The organism is Ramlibacter tataouinensis, assembly GCF_027941915.1.
Taxonomy (GTDB): Bacteria; Pseudomonadota; Gammaproteobacteria; order Burkholderiales; family Burkholderiaceae_C; genus Ramlibacter; species Ramlibacter tataouinensis_C.
Window position 1 is genome coordinate 768,085 of record NZ_CP116009.1, and the last position, 15,112, is coordinate 783,196.

Sequence of the window (15,112 nt, forward strand, 5' to 3'; positions counted from 1 at the left end):
AGGCCGCCTACAATCCGCCCCATGTCCCGCCTCGTCGCCCTTCCGCTGCTGCTGCTGTCGTTCGCGGCCTTCGCGCAGGCCCCGGCCGTGCCGCCGCCGCAGCAGGACCCGCCGTTGGAAGGCCGGCGCAACCAGCGCGTCGAGCACCTGACGGTCGAGGACGGCGGCAGCCGCATCGACGAGGTGCGCTACGCCGGCCAGACCCAGAGCATCACGGTCCAGCCCAAGGTCGGCGAAGTGCCGGCCTACGAGGTGATGCCGGCGACGCCCTCGCGCAACCGCATCGCCGACGAGCGCCAGGGCACGTATGGCGGCGGCCAGCGCTTCTGGAACGTGTTCCGCTTCTGATCCCCGCTTGCGATGGCAGTCTTCACCGAGGTCCCGGAGGATGAAGCGCGCAAGCTCGCGCAGCGGCTGGGTTTGGGCGAGGTCGTCGGCCTGCGCGGCATCCAGGGCGGCATCGAGAACACCAACTATTTCCTCTCCACCGAGCAGGACGGGCGCCGCAGCGAGTGGGTCCTGACCCTGTTCGAGCGCCTGGGCTTCGAGCAGTTGCCGTTCTACCTGCACCTGATGAAGCACCTGGCACAGCGCGGCATCCCGGTGCCCGACCCGCAGGCCGACGCCAGCGGCGACATCCTGCACGCGCTGTGCGGCAAGCCGGCGGCAGTGGTCGACCGCCTGCCCGGCCACAGCGAGCTGGCACCGATCGCTGCCCACTGTGCGGCCGTCGGCGAGATGCTGGCCCGCCTGCACCTGGCGGCGCGCGATTTCGACCGCACCCAGCCCAACCTGCGCGGGCTGGACTGGTGGAACGAGACGGTGCCGGTGGTGCTGCCCTTCCTGGAGCCGGCGCAGGCCACGCTGCTGCGCAGCGAACTGGCCTTCCAGAACCACGTGGCCGCCTCGCCCGCCTACGCGGCACTGCCGCGCGGGCCGATCCACGCCGACCTGTTCCGCGACAACGTGCTGTTCGAGGGCGGCACGCTGACCGGCTTCTTCGACTTCTATTTCGCCGGCGTGGACAGCTGGCTGTTCGACATCGCGGTGTGCCTGAACGACTGGTGCGTCGCCCTGCCGGACGGCACGCACGACCCGCTGCGCGCCGACGCGTTCCTGCAGGCCTACCAGCGGGTGCGCCCGCTGGCCGCCGCCGAGCGCCGCCTGCTGCCCGCCATGCTGCGCGCCGGCGCCCTGCGTTTCTGGATCTCGCGCCTGTGGGACTACCACCTGCCGCGCGAAGCCGCCCTGCTCAAGCCGCACGACCCCGGCCACTTCGAGCGCGTGCTGCGCGAGCGCGTCGCCCGGCCGGTGCAGGCCTGAGGCCCGCCGACCGCGCGAGGGCGAGAATCAGGGCATGAAACTCAACGTCGTCCCGGCCCGCACCGGCCTTCTCTGGGTCCGGCTCGGCATCCGCACCTTCCTGCGGCAGCCGCTCGCCCTGGCCGGGTTGTTCTTCATGTACATGGCGGTGGTGCTGGTGGTCACGCAGATCCCGTTCGTGGGCATGTTGATCGGCGGCATCCTGGTGCCGGCCGCCACGCTGGGCCTGATGGCGGCCACGGCCGAAGCGTCCAGCGGACGCTTCCCGATGCCCACGGTGCTGGTCAGCGCCTTCCGCGCCGGCCGCGAGCGCCTGCGCTCCATGCTGGTGCTGGGCGTGATCTACACCGTGGCCTCGATCATCGCCACCACCCTGGCCTCGCTGCTTGCCGGCGGCGCCCCCGCGCCCGCGCCCGCCGCCGGGCCCGAGCAGCCGCAGGTCGACACCGGCATGCTGGTCACCCTGCTGCTGCACACGCCGCTGTTCCTGATGTTCTGGCATGCGCCGGCGCTGGTGCACTGGCACGGCATCACGCCGGCCAAGAGCCTGTTCTTCAGCGTGGTCGCCTGCTGGCGCAACCTGGGCGCGCTGCTGGTCTACGGGCTGGCCTGGATGGGCGTGTTCCTGCTGGTGGGCACGGTGCTCGGGCTGATCGGCGCGCTGGCCGGCGGCGCCAACCTGGCGCGCGCGGTGATGGTGCCCACCGCCCTGCTGATGGCGGCCATGTTCACCAGCTCGATCTGGTTCACCTTCCGCGACAGCTTCACGGCCGACGACCCGGCCGCCCCGCCCGGGCTCGACGGCCGGGCCGGTTAGCGCCCGCCCGCCTCGCGCAGCCGGCGCGCGATCTCCGCGTAGCCCCGCTGCACCGCATGCTGCAGCGGGGTGGTGCCCTGGCGGTCGCGCGGTTCACGTCCGCCCGGCGGCCGATGAGCAAGCCGACGATCTCGACGTAGCGGGGGCCGCCGTCGCCCAGGATCACGGCTTCGAGCAAGGCCGTCCAGCCCAGGTCGTTGACGTGGTCGACGTCGATGGCCGTGCCCAGCAGCAGCCGCACGGTGTCCACGTGGCCATGGTGGCAGGCCGGGATCAGCGCCGTGCCGCCGTAGCGGTTGGTGCTGCGCAGGTCGGCCCCGGCGGACAGCGCCGCTCGCACGATGGGCGTCAGCCCCTCGGCGCCGGCCAGCAGGAACACGCTGTCGCGCCGCTGGTCCTGGGCGTTCACGTCGGCCCCGCGCGAGATCAGCAGCAGGGCCGCCTCCACATGCCGGCCCTGCGTGGCGGCGAGCGCGGCGTTGCGGCCCGAGCCATCGCGTTCGTTCACGGCGGCGCCGGCATCCAGCAGCCGGCGCACCTCGCGGGGGTCACCGCGCGCCGCGGCGGCGATGAGCGGCGGCGTTCCACCGCCGGCGGCGCCCACCAGCGCGGGGGCAAGGCCCGTGGCCAGGAAAGTCCTGCGAAGCATGTAGCCGATTGTGTTGCACGCAGCTTCCGTCAGGGTGACGGCGCTTCCTCCGACAGCCACGGATCAGCGGCGCCGCTGAAATGCCTGTCGAGGACTGACGAAAGGAGTGCGCCATGTCCCAACAAGCCATCATCCGGGGAGAGGTCAACTTCCGCGCCGGCGACGGCGTGCTGCTGCCGGTGCCCAACGGGCCGGTCGACATCGAGCTGGCGGAGGACAGCGTGACGCTGGCCTGGCACGAAGGCCGCGACGCCAGTTCGGCGGCCATCACGCGCGACGAGTTCGACCGCTACGTGCGCGAGGGAAAGATCCGCCTCGGTTGACGCGGTGCGTGCGCGTGGCGCGGGGCATCGCCCCGCATGCCTCAGCGCATGAACAGCTTGGAGAAGATGATGCCCACGGCGAACGCCACGCCGAGGGCGGCCAGCGGGTTCTCGCGCACCTGGTCGCGCGCCATGTCGCCGTACTCCTGCTGCCAGCCCATCATCTTGTCGCTGCCGGAGCTCAGGGTCTGCTCCAGCCGGTCGACCGCCTCGTGTGCGCTCTGCGCCAGGCGCTGGACCCGGCCGCTGTCGGCGCCCATGCCGCCGGCGTCGGTGCCGCCGGTGGACGCGCTCCCGGTGGCGCCGGTCGTGCCCGTGGTCGTGCTGGTCGGGAAGGGCGAGGAGGAGGTTTCGCTGTTCATGGTGTTGCTCCGGAGGTGCTGGCAGGAAGGTTCACCGGCGGCGCCGGCGGCTCGTCCACTGTAGAAAGCCCAGCGTTGGCTCCCTGTCGTCCGCCGGGGAAGGTCACGGTAGGACGTCACCGACACGCACGCGACGGTGCGGCACGCCGGCCGCGGCTTATGATGAGCCGCATCCCATGAGTGCATTGCAACCGCTCGCGCCGCAGGGCGCCATCACCGACGTGGCCGGCATCGAGGTCGGCCATTTCACCCACGACCGCCGCGCCACCGGTTGCACCGTGGTGCTGGCCCGCCAGGGCGCCGTGGCCGGCGTCGACGTGCGCGGCGCGGCGCCCGGCACGCGCGAGACCGACCTGCTCGCGCCCACCAACCTGGTCGATCGCGTGCACGCGGTCATGCTCTCGGGCGGCAGCGCCTGGGGCCTGGACGCCGCCGGCGGCGCCATGCGCTGGCTGGAGGAGCAGCGCATCGGCCTGGGCGTCGGCCCGGCCGTGGTGCCGATCGTGCCGGCGGCCGTGCTGTTCGATCTCTACCTGGGCGATCTGTCGGTGCGGCCCGATGCCGCTGCCGGCCATGCTGCCTGCGCCGCCGCGTCGACGCGGGCACCGCAGGAGGGCAGCGTGGGCGCCGGCGCCGGCGCGCTGGTGGGCAAGATCTTCGGCCTCGACCGCGCCATGAAAGGCGGCATCGGCACGGCCTCGGTGCGCGCGGCGGGCTTCACGCTCGGCGCCCTCGTGGCCTGCAACGCGCTGGGCGACGTGGTCGATCCGGATACCGGCGCCCTCATCGCCGGTGCGCGGCGCGAGGATGGCCGCACGCTGCTGGATTCGCGCCGCGCGCTGCTGGCCGGCCAGCCGCCCAAGCGGCTGATCCCCGGCAGCAACACCACCATCGGCGTCATCGCCACCGATGCCGTGCTGACCAAGGCGCAAGCCGCGCGGCTGGCCACCGTGGGGCACGATGGCTTCGCGCGCGCGATCAACCCGGCGCACACGCTGCTGGACGGCGACACCCTGTTCGCGCTCGGCACCGGCACATCGGGCCAGCCGGCCGAGATGATGCTGCTGGCCACCATGGCCGCCGAGGCGGTGGCGATCGCCACCGTGCGTGCCGTGCGGATGGCGCGCGGGATGACGGTGGACGGCGTGCGCGTGCCGGCCGCGTCCGAGCTGTAGGCGGGCGGCTTCGCTTGCGCTCGCCGGTGCGTCGCGCTGGATCCTCCGCCTGCGCGGAGGATGACGAAATCCGGGGCGCGGACGCAGTCCGCCGAGACGCGGCGAAGCTGTCGCCTACTTGAGCGCCTTGAAGCGGACCCGCTTCGGCTTGGCCCCTTCCTCGCCCAGGCGCTTCTTCTTGTCGGCCTCGTACTCCTGGTAGTTGCCGTCGAAGAACACCCACTGGCTGTCGCCCTCGGCGGCCAGGATGTGGGTGGCGATGCGGTCGAGGAACCAGCGGTCGTGGCTGATCACCATCACGCTGCCGGCGAATTCCAGCAACGCGTCCTCCAGCGCCCGCAGCGTCTCGACGTCCAGGTCGTTGGAGGGCTCGTCCAGCAGCAGCACGTTGGCGCCCTGCATCAGCGTCTTGGCCAGGTGCAGGCGGCCGCGCTCGCCGCCCGACAGCGTGCCCACCTTCTTCTGCTGGTCGCCGCCGTTGAAGTTGAAGCGGCCGCAGTAGGCGCGGCTGGCCATCTGGAACTTGCCGACGGTGATGATGTCCAGGCCGCCGGAGATGTCCTCCCACACCGTCTTGTCGGCGGACAGGGCGTCGCGGCTCTGGTCGACGAAGGCCAGCTTGACGGTCTTGCCGATGTTCACCGTGCCGGAGTCGGGCTGCTCCTTGCCGGCGATCATCTTGAACAGCGTGGACTTGCCCGCGCCGTTGGGGCCGATGATGCCGACGATGGCGCCGGCAGGCACCTTGAAGCTGAGGTTGTCGATCAGCAGGCGGTCACCGAAGGACTTGGAGACGCTCTCGAACTGGATGACCTCGTTGCCCAGGCGCTCGGCCACCGGGATGAAGATCTCGTTGGTCTCGTTGCGGCGCTGGTAGTCGATGTCGCTCAGCTCCTCGAAGCGGGCCAGGCGCGCCTTGCTCTTGGACTGGCGGCCCTTGGCGTTCTTGCGCACCCACTCCAGCTCGCGCTTCATGGCCTTGGCATGGGCTTCCTCGCCCTTCTGCTCGGCCTCCAGGCGCGCTTCCTTCTGCTCCAGCCAGGTGCTGTAGTTGCCCTTCCACGGGATGCCGCGGCCGCGGTCCAGCTCCAGGATCCACTCGGCGGCGTTGTCCAGGAAGTAGCGGTCGTGGGTGATGCCCACCACGGTGCCCGGGAAGCGCTGCAGGAACTGCTCCAGCCACTCCACCGATTCGGCGTCCAGGTGGTTGGTGGGCTCGTCCAGCAGCAGCATGTCGGGCTTGGACAGCAGCAGCCGGCACAGGGCCACGCGGCGCTTCTCGCCGCCCGACAGGTTCTTGATCACCGCGTCCCACGGCGGCAGGCGCAGCGCGTCGGCGGCGATCTCCAGCAGGTGCTCGCTGTCGCCCTCGGCGCCGGCGGCGGCGATGATGCCCTCGAGCCTCTGCTGCTCCTCCGACAGCTTGTCGAAGTCGGCGTCCGGCTCGGCGTACGCGGCATAGATTTCCTCCAGCCGCTGCTTGGCGGTCGCGACCTCGCCCATGCCGCCCTCGACGGCCTCGCGCACCGTCTGCTCGGGCTCGAGCTGCGGCTCCTGCGGCAGGTAGCCGATCTTCAGGCCCGGCATCGGGGTGGCCTCGCCCTCGATCTCGGTGTCGAGGCCGGCCATGATCTTGAGCAGGGTCGACTTGCCCGAGCCGTTGAGGCCGAGCACGCCGATCTTGGCGCCGGGGAAGAAGGAAAGGGAGATGTCCTTCAGGATCTGCCGCTTCGGCGGCACGATCTTGCCGACGCGGTTCATGGTGTAGACGTATTGGGCCATGGGGCGGGATTATCCCCGCGGGGGCGCAGCCTCCCCGGAACGGCCGGGGAATGGCCGCCCGCATCCGCGGACAACGCGGTTCGCGGACCCGGTTCGTCATGCCCGCGGGAGGGCGGGGAGCCCTCGCCCGGCCCGCCGGCCCTACTCTTTCGCCAGGCTGTTCTTCAGCGCCGCCTTCGCCACCTGGTCGAGCGCGTCGTCGACCACCGGCCGGTCGGCGACGACGCGCAGCAGGCCCTGGCCGCGCAGGCGCTCGAGCGTGCGGCGCGACATCGAGTGCGCGGTGCCGGCCAGCGAGGTGAACATGAACAGCGTGCCGTGCGGGCTGGCCCAGGTCAGCTGCACGCGGGTCCAGCGGCCCTCCACCACCAGCTCGGCCCAGGTGCCGGTGCGCAGGCCGCCGGCGCCGGCGGCCACCGGCTCGGCCGGGCCGGAATCCTCGAACGGAATGCCGGCGACGGCCAGCTCCTGCGGCAGCAGCGAGTCCTCGCCCAGCCAGCCGGACTCCTGCACCTCGCTGTCGGCCAGCCAGGGTTCGGCGGCCGCTTCGGCGCCGGCCGGGCGCGGCTCCGACTCCAGCTCGGCGGCCCGCTTGCGCGCCGCCTCCTGCGCGCCCTGCAGGGCGGCGGCGTGCAGCGCGCCCAGGTTGTCGAAGAAGCGCTCGGTCAGCTCCGCCGGGTAGGCGATGCGCGCCAGCCCTTCGCGCAGCTTGGCCACCAGCGCCGGCACCATCCGCGCCAATCGGTGCGCGCGGCGCTGCTGCGAGGTGGACTTCTGCACGCTCCAGACCAGGTCGTCGACGAGCGCTCGGTAGCCGAACGGATCGTCCGAGCCGTCGGTGCAGGTCAGCTGCGCTTCGGCCACGACCTGCGACCACGAGCCCTTGAGGAAATCGGCGACGAAGGCGGCGACGTCCAGCCCCTCGGCCGCCTGGGCGAACTCGGCGGCGAGCTTCTGCGCCAGCAGGTTGCGCTGCTCGGCATGCAGCAGCGCGCGGGCGCCGTCCTCGCGGCGCTGGCGCACCGACTGGTCCTGCTCGGCCCAGACCTTCTGCAGGTGCGCCAACAGCTCGCCGAAGGTGTCGGCATCGACCACCTTGCTGCCGGCCAGCCAGCGCGAGGCGTACTGCACCGAATCGAGGAAGCGGCTCCAGCCTTCGTCGTCGGCCCTCTTGAACGCCAGGCTGCGCTGGGTGACGCGATCGAGCAGCTGGCGCGCCGGGTGCTCGCGGTCGCTGAAGAAGCGCGAATCCTGTTGCGCCAGCTTCTGCACCACCGGCTGCAGCACGCGCAGCTGCTCCTTGTAGCCGGGCAGCAGGCGCTCGTCCTGGGCCAGCGTCTCGAACATCAGCCGCAGCACCTCGTCGCCGAGCTGGTGGCCCAGCCGCAGCGGCGGCGCCGGCTCGTGCTCCGCCACGGGGCGCGCCGGCGCGGCCGGTGTTGCCTTGGGCCTTTGCTCCAGCCGCTTGACCAGCGTGTCGACCTGCTTGAGCTCCTGCAGCAGCGCCATCGAGGCCGGCACCGTGTGCAGGAACTCGGCCTTGCCGCCGGGCTGGTCGAAGTCGCCGGCCAGCAGCTTGCGCAGGCGGTCCAGCGTCAGCAGCGTGCGGGCCATGCTGCCCGCGGCCTGCTTGCCCTGGGCCCCGCTGCCCTGCTGCAGCTTGCCCCCGATCGGCACTGCCGGCTCGACCCCGGTGGACAGCAGCCAGTCGGACAGCTCGCGGTAGAGCCGGCGCAGCTGCGAGCCGAGCATGCCGGCCGCCGGCGCGATCAGTGTCTCTCGCGCCTGCGCGTCCGGCACGTGGGCCGCCAGCGTGCTCTGCAGCGCGCGCACGAAGACCTCGGGCCGCAGCGGGTTCAGGCCGGGCTGGATGGTGCGCCAGCCCAGCAGCGTGCTGACCAGGGCATCGACCGTCGGCAGCACGTCGTCGACCGCGAACGAGACCTCCTGCAGCGCCCGCGCGACCTCGATGCTCTGGTCGAGCTCGTCGTCGCCGAACAGTTGCAGGTCCTCGTAGCGCAGCACCTCGGTCGGCACCTGATCCTTGCCGCCGCCTTCGCGCGCAATGCGGGTGAGCTCGCCCTGGTAGGTGGCCTGCACCGCGGCGGCCTGTGCGTCCAGCGCGGCGATCGCCTGCTGGATGCCGGGCTGCTGGAACACGCCCACGCTTTGCGGGCCGACCGGGGCGGCGCCGCGCACCAGCGCCTGGACCACCTCGGCCATCAGCGGCTGGGCCTGCTCCAGCATGGTGTCCAGGCAGTCGTTGAGGCTGGGTTGCAGTGCCGTCGGATCGTCCGCGACACCGATTCGCCGTGGAAGCATCTTGGCCATGGTCGGGCTGATTATGGCCAGCGAACCCGGCTTTGCGAAGCGTGCGACAATGGCGGCTCCCGCGTGAACAGCAGTCGCTTGCGCGGGCTCAGCGCTTCGCTGGGGAGCCGCCGGCCAACGCAGCCGCGTCCTCCCGAACTCAACCCCATCTGCCTTTGACTGGCTCGGCGCCGCGGCGCCGCACAGGCCGATACCCGCGCCGGGTCTGGCGCTCAAGCTGTTCATGACATTCGACGAACTCAAACTGGCACCCGCCATCCTCAAGGCCGTGCGCGAGCAGGGCTACGACAACCCCACCCCCATCCAGGCCCAGGCCATCCCGGCCGTGCTGGAAGGCCATGACCTCCTCGGCGGCGCCCAGACCGGCACCGGCAAGACCGCCGCCTTCACCCTGCCGATGCTGCACAAGCTCACCACCGGGCGCAGCAAGACCAACAAGTTCGGCGTGGATGGCGTCGCCGCCCTCGTGCTCACACCCACGCGTGAACTGGCAGCGCAGGTGGAAGAGTCCGTCCGCACCTACGGCAAGTACCTGCCGCTGACCTCCACCGTGATCTTCGGTGGCGTGGGCATGAACCCCCAGATCGACCGCATCAAGCGCGGCGTCGACATCCTCGTGGCTACGCCCGGCCGGCTGCTCGACCTGCAGCAGCAGGGCTTCATGGACCTGTCGACGGTGGAAATGCTCGTGCTCGACGAAGCCGACCGCATGCTGGACATGGGCTTCATCCACGACGTCAAGAAGGTGCTGGCGCTGCTGCCCAAGGAGAAGCAGAGCCTGCTGTTCTCGGCCACCTTCAGCGATGAAATTCGTGACCTTGCAAACTCTTTGTTACGCGATCCGCGTAGCATCCAGGTCACACCCCGCAACACCACGGTCCAGCGGATCACCCAAGTGGTGCATCCGGTCGGCCGGGCCAAGAAGAAGCAGCTGCTGGCCCACATCATCCAGCAGCACGACTGGAGCCAGGTGCTGGTGTTCACCCGCACCAAGTTCGGCGCCAACCACGTGGCCGAGTTCCTGGACAAGAACGGCGTCACCGCCATGGCCCTGCACGGCAACAAGAGCCAGGGCGCGCGCACCCAGGCGCTGGCCGGCTTCAAGAGCGGCGAGATCCGCGCCCTGGTGGCCACCGACATCGCCGCCCGCGGCATCGACATCGACGACCTGCCGCACGTGGTGAACTACGAGATCCCGAACGTGCCCGAGGACTACGTCCACCGCATCGGCCGCACCGGCCGCGCCGGCAAGGAAGGCCAGGCCGTCAGCCTGGTTTGCCTGGACGAGGAAGGCTTCATGCAGGAGATCGAGCGCTTCACCAAGCAGCAGATCCCGGTGCAGCCGATCGAAGGCTTCGGGCCGGAGCCCGGCGAGCGCGCCGAACCGATCGCCATGGGCCGCCAGACGCTCTGGGGCGGCGCCGGCAAGCCGCCCAGCCGCGACGTGATGGCCGCTGCCGCCAAGGCGGCGCGCCAGGAGATGATGCAGCGCATCCGCGACAACAAGGGCGGCGGCTCCGCCCGCAAGCCCGCCGGCGGCGAAGCGCGCAGCGGCGGCAATGGCGCCGCGGGTGCGCCGCGCAACGGCAACGGCGCGGCGAATGGCGCGCGCAACGGCTCCGAGGGCGGCGCCCGGCGCGACGGCTCGCGCGGCCGCCCGGCCGGCCAGCCCCCGCACGCGCCGAACGGGCGTTCGCACAACGGCAACGCGCAGTCGCGCCCGCCGCAGCAGCCGCGCGACGATCGCCTGGCGCAGGATGCCGATGGCTTCGAGGAGCGCGACGACGAACGCCTGCCGCGCAACGTCGATCCGCTGCGCACCAACCTGCCCAGCCGGCGCGACACCATCGGCGTGCGCCGCCCGGCCAGCGGCAACGCCCAGCCCGACCCGATGCGCACCAGCATCGACGCCATGGGCAACAGCGGCCGCAGGGGCGGCGGTGGCGGCAATGGCGGTGGCGGCGGCAACCGCAACCGTGGCGGCTCGCGCGGCTACGGCCGCTGACGCCTTGCCATCGCGGCCGTGCGCCGCGATCCAGCACCCGCCCGCCGGACCGGTCCGCACCTTTCCAGCCCGCGGGAAGACCGTCCGCGCGTTGACCGGGAGGGCATGAAAGGCGCACGCGCGTCAGCCGCTGGGGCGCACAATGGCCGGATGCGTGCGGCGCCCGCCTCCTTCCGCACCGCCCTCGTGGCCGGTGCCAGCGGGCTGGTCGGGCGCGAGATCCTGGCGGGGCTGCTGGCCGACCGGAGCCTGGCCAAGGTCCACACCCTCGGGCGGCGCGAACTGCCGGCGACCCACCCCAAGCTCGAGCAGCACGTCGTCGATTTCGCCACGCTGCCGGCGCTGCCGCCGGTCGATGAGGTCTATCTGGCCCTGGGCACCACCATCAAGGTGGCAGGCAGCCAGCAGGCCTTCCGCGCCGTGGATCACGACGCCAACCTGGCCGTTGCCCGGGCGGCGCGCAAAGCCGGCGCCACCCGCCTCGCGCTCGTCAGCGCCATGGGTGCGGACGCCAGGTCCTCGATCTTCTACAACCGCGTGAAGGGTGAACTCGAGGCCGCGCTGGCCGGGCTGGGTTACGAAGCGCTGGTCATTGCGCGGCCCTCCATGCTGGCCGGCGACCGCCAGTCGCTCGGTCAGCCGGTGCGATCCGGCGAGGTCCTGGCCCTGCGCGTCAGCACGGCGCTGCGACCGCTGATTCCCGCCAACTTCCGCTCGATCCGCGCCGCCGACGTGGCCGCCGCCCTGCTGCAGGCACTGCCGCGGGCCCGCGGCACCACGGTGCTGCCGTCGGGCGCCATGCAGGGCGCGTCGGCGCGGGCTTGATCCGGCGCCGCCTCAGCCGCGCAGGAACAGCGTCACCAGCGGTTCGTGGCCGACCTGCGCGCTGCGGTGCCCGTGCACGGCCGGATCGAACGTCGCGCCGTCCGGCAGCAGGTCGGCCGACCAGAAGTGCTCGCCGGGACGGAACACGCGCGAGCTGCCGTCCTGCAGGCCGATCTCCATCGCGCCGGACAGGATGAACACCCACTGCGTGTGCGGCGAGCAGTGGAAGCTGCTGCGAAAGCCCACCGGGCTGTGGCGCAGCTGGTACCCGCCGCTGGGCAGCAGCGCCGACAGCCTGGCTTCGGGCTTGCCCTGGTCGAGCGGCACGCGCTCCTCGCGGAAGCGGGCGCGCCCGTCGGCGCCGGTGAAGAGGATGACCTTGGTGAAGTGCATGCGGAACCTTGCCGGTTGGAGGCTGCGCATCGGCAGCTCGCGGACGGCGGATGGTAGCCGCCGTGCCGGGCCGGCACCCGGCCGCGGGCGTCGCTACGATGCCGCCATGACCGGATCCACCGACTCCCCCATCCGCTTCGGCCTGCAAGGCCGCGTCTGCATCGTCACCGGCGCTGCGCAGGGCATCGGCGAAGCCTGCGCCCGCCGCTTCGCCGCCGACGGCGCGCAGGTGGTGATCGCCGACATCGAGGACGCGCGCGGCCAGGCGCTGGCGGCCGAACTGGGCGGCGCCTTCGTCCATTGCGACGTCGGCGACAAGGCGCAGGTCGATGCGATGGTGGCCGAGGTCATGCAGCGGCACGGCCGCATCGACGTGCTGGTCAACAACGCCGGCATCTTCAAGGCGGCGGATTTCCTCGACGTGAGCGAGGCCGACTTCGACGCGGTGCTGCGCGTCAACCTCAAGGGCTCTTTCCTCGCCGGCCAGGCGGTGGCGCGCGAGATGGCCCGGGCCGGCCGCGGCGCGATCGTCAACATGAGTTCGGTCAACGGCGTGCTGGCGATCCCCACCATCGCCAGCTACAACGTCAGCAAGGGCGGCATCAACCAGCTCACGCGGGTGATGGCGCTGGCGCTGGCCGACAAGGGCATCCGCGTCAACGCGGTCGCGCCCGGCACCATCGCCACCGAGCTGGCGGCCCGGGCGGTGCTGACCAGCGAGGACGCGAAGCACCGCATCCTGAGCCGCACGCCCATGAAGCGGCTGGGCGAGCCGGCGGAGATCGCCGACGTGGTCGCCTGGCTGGCCAGCGATGCCGCCAGCTACGTCACCGGCGAGATCGTGGTGGTCGATGGCGGGCGGATGACGCTGAACTACACGGTGCCGGTGTGACGCCGGAAATTCGTACCTGACCCCGATTTCTCAGGGGCGGGTGCGGGCGGCCAGCCGCCGCTTGCGCCGCAGCCGCACGCGCAGCGCCCAGATCCACGACGCCAGCACGTACGACAGCAGGCCCATGCTGACGGCGAAGATCGACAGGCCCAGCAGCAGGGGCTTGCCAACCGCCTTGACACGGCGCAGCGCCTGGCCGAACCAGCCGGCGTCGGGCGTCGCGCCCTCCTCCGGCGCGGTTTCGGACAGGGCATCGCCGGGCGCAGGTCCCGCCTCGCCGAGCAGCGCGGCGCCCAGTCTCCAGGCCGCGTAGTAGATCGGCCCGAAGGTGGCGGGATTGGATACGAGCGTGCTGGCCACCGCCGCCGGCACGTGGGCGCGCAGCGCCACGGCGGCCGCGGCGGAGAACGGGATCTGCGCCAGCGGGAACAGCAGGCCGAAGAACACGCCCAGGGCCACGCCCATGGCCAGCCCGCGGCGGCTCAGGTGCCACAGGCGCGGATGGTGCAGCGCCGGCCCCAGCCAGCGCAGCCAGCGGTTGCGCTGCAAGGCATCGCGGGTGGGAACCAGGCCGCGCAATCGCTGGAACATGGAGCAAGGTTAGCGCGGCCAGCGGCCGCGATCACGCGGTGGTGGCGGCCAGCCATCGCGCGCTGGGCCACTGAATGCAACACCCGTATCCCGCCGCGGGGGCGGGATCGGCAACGCCAGGATCAGGCGTTCATCACGGCGACCGCGCGCGCGTTGAGGTATGCGTCCAGCGCCTCCGGCCCGCCTTCGCTGCCGTAGCCCGAATCCTTGATGCCGCCGAAGGGCATTTCGGCGGAGGGCATGGCGGGCATGTTGATCCACAGCATGCCCACTTCCACGCGCCGCGCCAGCAGGTCGGCGTTCTTCAGCGAGCGGGTGAAGGCATAGCCGGCCAGCCCGTAGGGCAGGCGGTTCGATTCGGCGATCGCGTCCTCGAGCTTGTCGAACGCGCGGATCGCGGCCATCGGCCCGAACGGCTCGTCGTTGAACACCTTGGCCTGCAACGGCACCTCGTCGAGGATGGTGGGCTGCCAGAAGTTGCCCGCATCGCCGATGCGCTCGCCGCCGGCCAGCACCTTGGCGCCCTTCTCGACCGCGTCCTTCGTGAACTCGGCCATGGCCGTCAGGCGGCGCGGGTTGGCCAGCGGGCCCATCTGCGTGCCGTCGGCCAGGCCGTCGCCGACCTTCAGGCCCTGCGCATGCTTCGTCAGCGCGGCAGCGAAATCCTTGCGGATGCTCTCGTGCACCAGGAAGCGCGTCGGCGAGATGCAGACCTGGCCGGCGTTGCGGAACTTGGCGCCGCCGGCGCACTTGACCGCCAGCGCGATGTCGGCGTCCTCGCAGACGATCACCGGCGCGTGGCCGCCCAGCTCCATGGTCACCCGCTTCATGTGCTGGCCCGCCATGGCGGCCAGTTGCTTGCCCACCGGCGTCGAGCCGGTGAAGGTGATCTTGCGGATCACCGGATGCGGGATCAGGTAGCTGGAGATCTCGGCCGGATCGCCATAGACCAGCCCCAGCACGCCGGGCGGCAGGCCCGCGTCCTGGAAGGCGCGCACCAGCTCGGCCGGCGCCGCCGGGGTTTCCTCCGGCGCCTTCACCAGCATCGAGCAGCCGGCGGCCAGCGCGGCGCCGACCTTGCGCACCACCTGGTTGATCGGGAAGTTCCAGGGCGTGAACGCGGCCACCGGGCCGACCGGGTCCTTCAGCACCATCTGGCGGATCGCCAAGTTGCCGCGCGAGGGCACGATGCGGCCGTAGACACGGAAGCCCTCTTCGGCGAACCACTCGATGATGTCGGCGGCGGCCAGTGCCTCGCCCTTGGCTTCCACCAGCGGCTTGCCCTGTTCCTGGGTCAGCAGGCGGCCGATCGCCTCGGCCCGCTCGCGCATCAGGCCGGCGGCCTTGCGCATGATCTTGCTGCGCTCGGCGGCCGTCATGTCGCGCCAGGTCTCGAAGCCCTTCTGGGCCGATTCCAGCGCACGGTCGAGGTCGGCCCTGCCGGCGTGGGCCACGCGGCCGATCTCCTGGCCGGTTGCCGGGTTGTGCACCGCCAGGGTGCGGCCATCGGCGGCGTCCTGCCACTCGCCATGGATGAAGAGCTGGGTGTTCCGGTAGGTCATGGTTTCGCTGAGAGCGGGGGAGAAAACCGTTGATTGTCGGTGATTGACAAATCCGGATTCCGACGGCGTCGGGATGGCCGCT

At 71.6% G+C, this 15,112-nt stretch carries 15 protein-coding genes; 8 read left to right on the top strand and 7 right to left on the bottom strand.

Annotated elements, in window-relative coordinates; translation table 11 throughout:
* Window positions 1-21: 21 nt before the first annotated feature.
* Genes PE066_RS03475 through PE066_RS03485 form a run of 3 tightly spaced genes read left to right on the top strand, consistent with a single transcriptional unit; the run spans window position 22 to window position 2,140 of the window.
* Complete coding sequence (locus PE066_RS03475) at window positions 22-348, top strand: hypothetical protein (protein WP_271235173.1); 327 nt, start codon at window positions 22-24, stop codon at window positions 346-348.
* 12 nt (window positions 349-360) lie between these two features.
* Window positions 361-1,323, top strand: coding sequence for a homoserine kinase (locus PE066_RS03480; protein ID WP_271235174.1), 963 nt, complete (start codon window positions 361-363; stop codon window positions 1,321-1,323).
* Between the two features lie 34 nt (window positions 1,324-1,357).
* Complete coding sequence (locus PE066_RS03485; RefSeq protein ID WP_271235175.1) at window positions 1,358-2,140, top strand: BPSS1780 family membrane protein; 783 nt, start codon at window positions 1,358-1,360, stop codon at window positions 2,138-2,140.
* On the opposite strand, the gene PE066_RS03490 is transcribed toward PE066_RS03485, so the two are convergent.
* The gene (locus PE066_RS03490; RefSeq protein ID WP_271235176.1) at window positions 2,088-2,789 is read right to left on the bottom strand and encodes an ankyrin repeat domain-containing protein; all 702 of its coding nucleotides are present in this window, start codon (window positions 2,787-2,789) and stop codon (window positions 2,088-2,090) included. The genes PE066_RS03485 and PE066_RS03490 overlap by 53 nt on opposite strands.
* Window positions 2,790-2,902: 113 nt before the next feature.
* Between PE066_RS03490 and PE066_RS03495 the strand changes: the two genes are divergently transcribed.
* A complete protein-coding gene (locus PE066_RS03495) occupies window positions 2,903-3,112 on the top strand; it encodes a hypothetical protein (protein WP_271235177.1) in 210 nt (69 codons plus the stop codon).
* A gap of 41 nt (window positions 3,113-3,153) precedes the next feature.
* Here PE066_RS03495 and PE066_RS03500 read toward each other — a convergent pair whose 3' ends face one another.
* The gene (locus tag PE066_RS03500) at window positions 3,154-3,474 is read right to left on the bottom strand and encodes a hypothetical protein (protein WP_271235178.1); all 321 of its coding nucleotides are present in this window, start codon (window positions 3,472-3,474) and stop codon (window positions 3,154-3,156) included.
* Window positions 3,475-3,650: 176 nt separating this feature from the next.
* Here PE066_RS03500 and PE066_RS03505 point away from each other — a divergent pair, with 176 nt between their 5' ends.
* Window positions 3,651-4,649, top strand: a complete 999-nt coding sequence (locus PE066_RS03505; protein ID WP_271235179.1) for a P1 family peptidase — start codon at window positions 3,651-3,653, stop codon at window positions 4,647-4,649.
* 114 nt (window positions 4,650-4,763) lie between these two features.
* On the opposite strand, the gene ettA is transcribed toward PE066_RS03505, so the two are convergent.
* Together ettA and PE066_RS03515 are read right to left on the bottom strand one after the other, a co-directional pair.
* Complete coding sequence (ettA, locus tag PE066_RS03510) at window positions 4,764-6,431, bottom strand: energy-dependent translational throttle protein EttA (RefSeq protein ID WP_271235180.1); 1,668 nt, start codon at window positions 6,429-6,431, stop codon at window positions 4,764-4,766.
* 141 nt (window positions 6,432-6,572) lie between these two features.
* Entirely contained in the window at window positions 6,573-8,762 is a 2,190-nt protein-coding gene (locus tag PE066_RS03515) for a DUF1631 family protein (RefSeq protein ID WP_271235181.1), read from the bottom strand.
* 223 nt (window positions 8,763-8,985) lie between these two features.
* On the opposite strand from PE066_RS03515, the gene PE066_RS03520 reads away from it, so the two are divergent.
* Entirely contained in the window at window positions 8,986-10,767 is a 1,782-nt protein-coding gene (locus tag PE066_RS03520; RefSeq protein ID WP_271235182.1) for a DEAD/DEAH box helicase, read from the top strand.
* Window positions 10,768-10,917: 150 nt separating this feature from the next.
* Window positions 10,918-11,592, top strand: a complete 675-nt coding sequence (locus PE066_RS03525) for an NAD(P)H-binding protein (protein ID WP_271235183.1) — start codon at window positions 10,918-10,920, stop codon at window positions 11,590-11,592.
* Window positions 11,593-11,604: 12 nt separating this feature from the next.
* Here the strand turns inward: PE066_RS03525 and PE066_RS03530 are convergent, their stop codons facing one another.
* Complete coding sequence (locus tag PE066_RS03530) at window positions 11,605-11,985, bottom strand: hypothetical protein (protein ID WP_271235184.1); 381 nt, start codon at window positions 11,983-11,985, stop codon at window positions 11,605-11,607.
* Between the two features lie 106 nt (window positions 11,986-12,091).
* On the opposite strand from PE066_RS03530, the gene PE066_RS03535 reads away from it, so the two are divergent.
* On the top strand, window positions 12,092-12,877 hold the full coding sequence (locus PE066_RS03535) for an SDR family NAD(P)-dependent oxidoreductase (RefSeq protein ID WP_271235185.1): 786 nt from the start codon (window positions 12,092-12,094) through the stop codon (window positions 12,875-12,877).
* A 30-nt stretch (window positions 12,878-12,907) separates the two neighbouring features.
* On the opposite strand, the gene PE066_RS03540 is transcribed toward PE066_RS03535, so the two are convergent.
* Window positions 12,908-13,468, bottom strand: a complete 561-nt coding sequence (locus PE066_RS03540) for a DUF2062 domain-containing protein (protein ID WP_271235186.1) — start codon at window positions 13,466-13,468, stop codon at window positions 12,908-12,910.
* A 122-nt stretch (window positions 13,469-13,590) separates the two neighbouring features.
* Window positions 13,591-15,030 (bottom strand): NAD-dependent succinate-semialdehyde dehydrogenase, encoded by a 1,440-nt coding sequence (locus PE066_RS03545; RefSeq protein ID WP_271235187.1) that lies wholly within the window; start codon window positions 15,028-15,030, stop codon window positions 13,591-13,593.
* Window positions 15,031-15,112 lie beyond the last annotated feature (82 nt).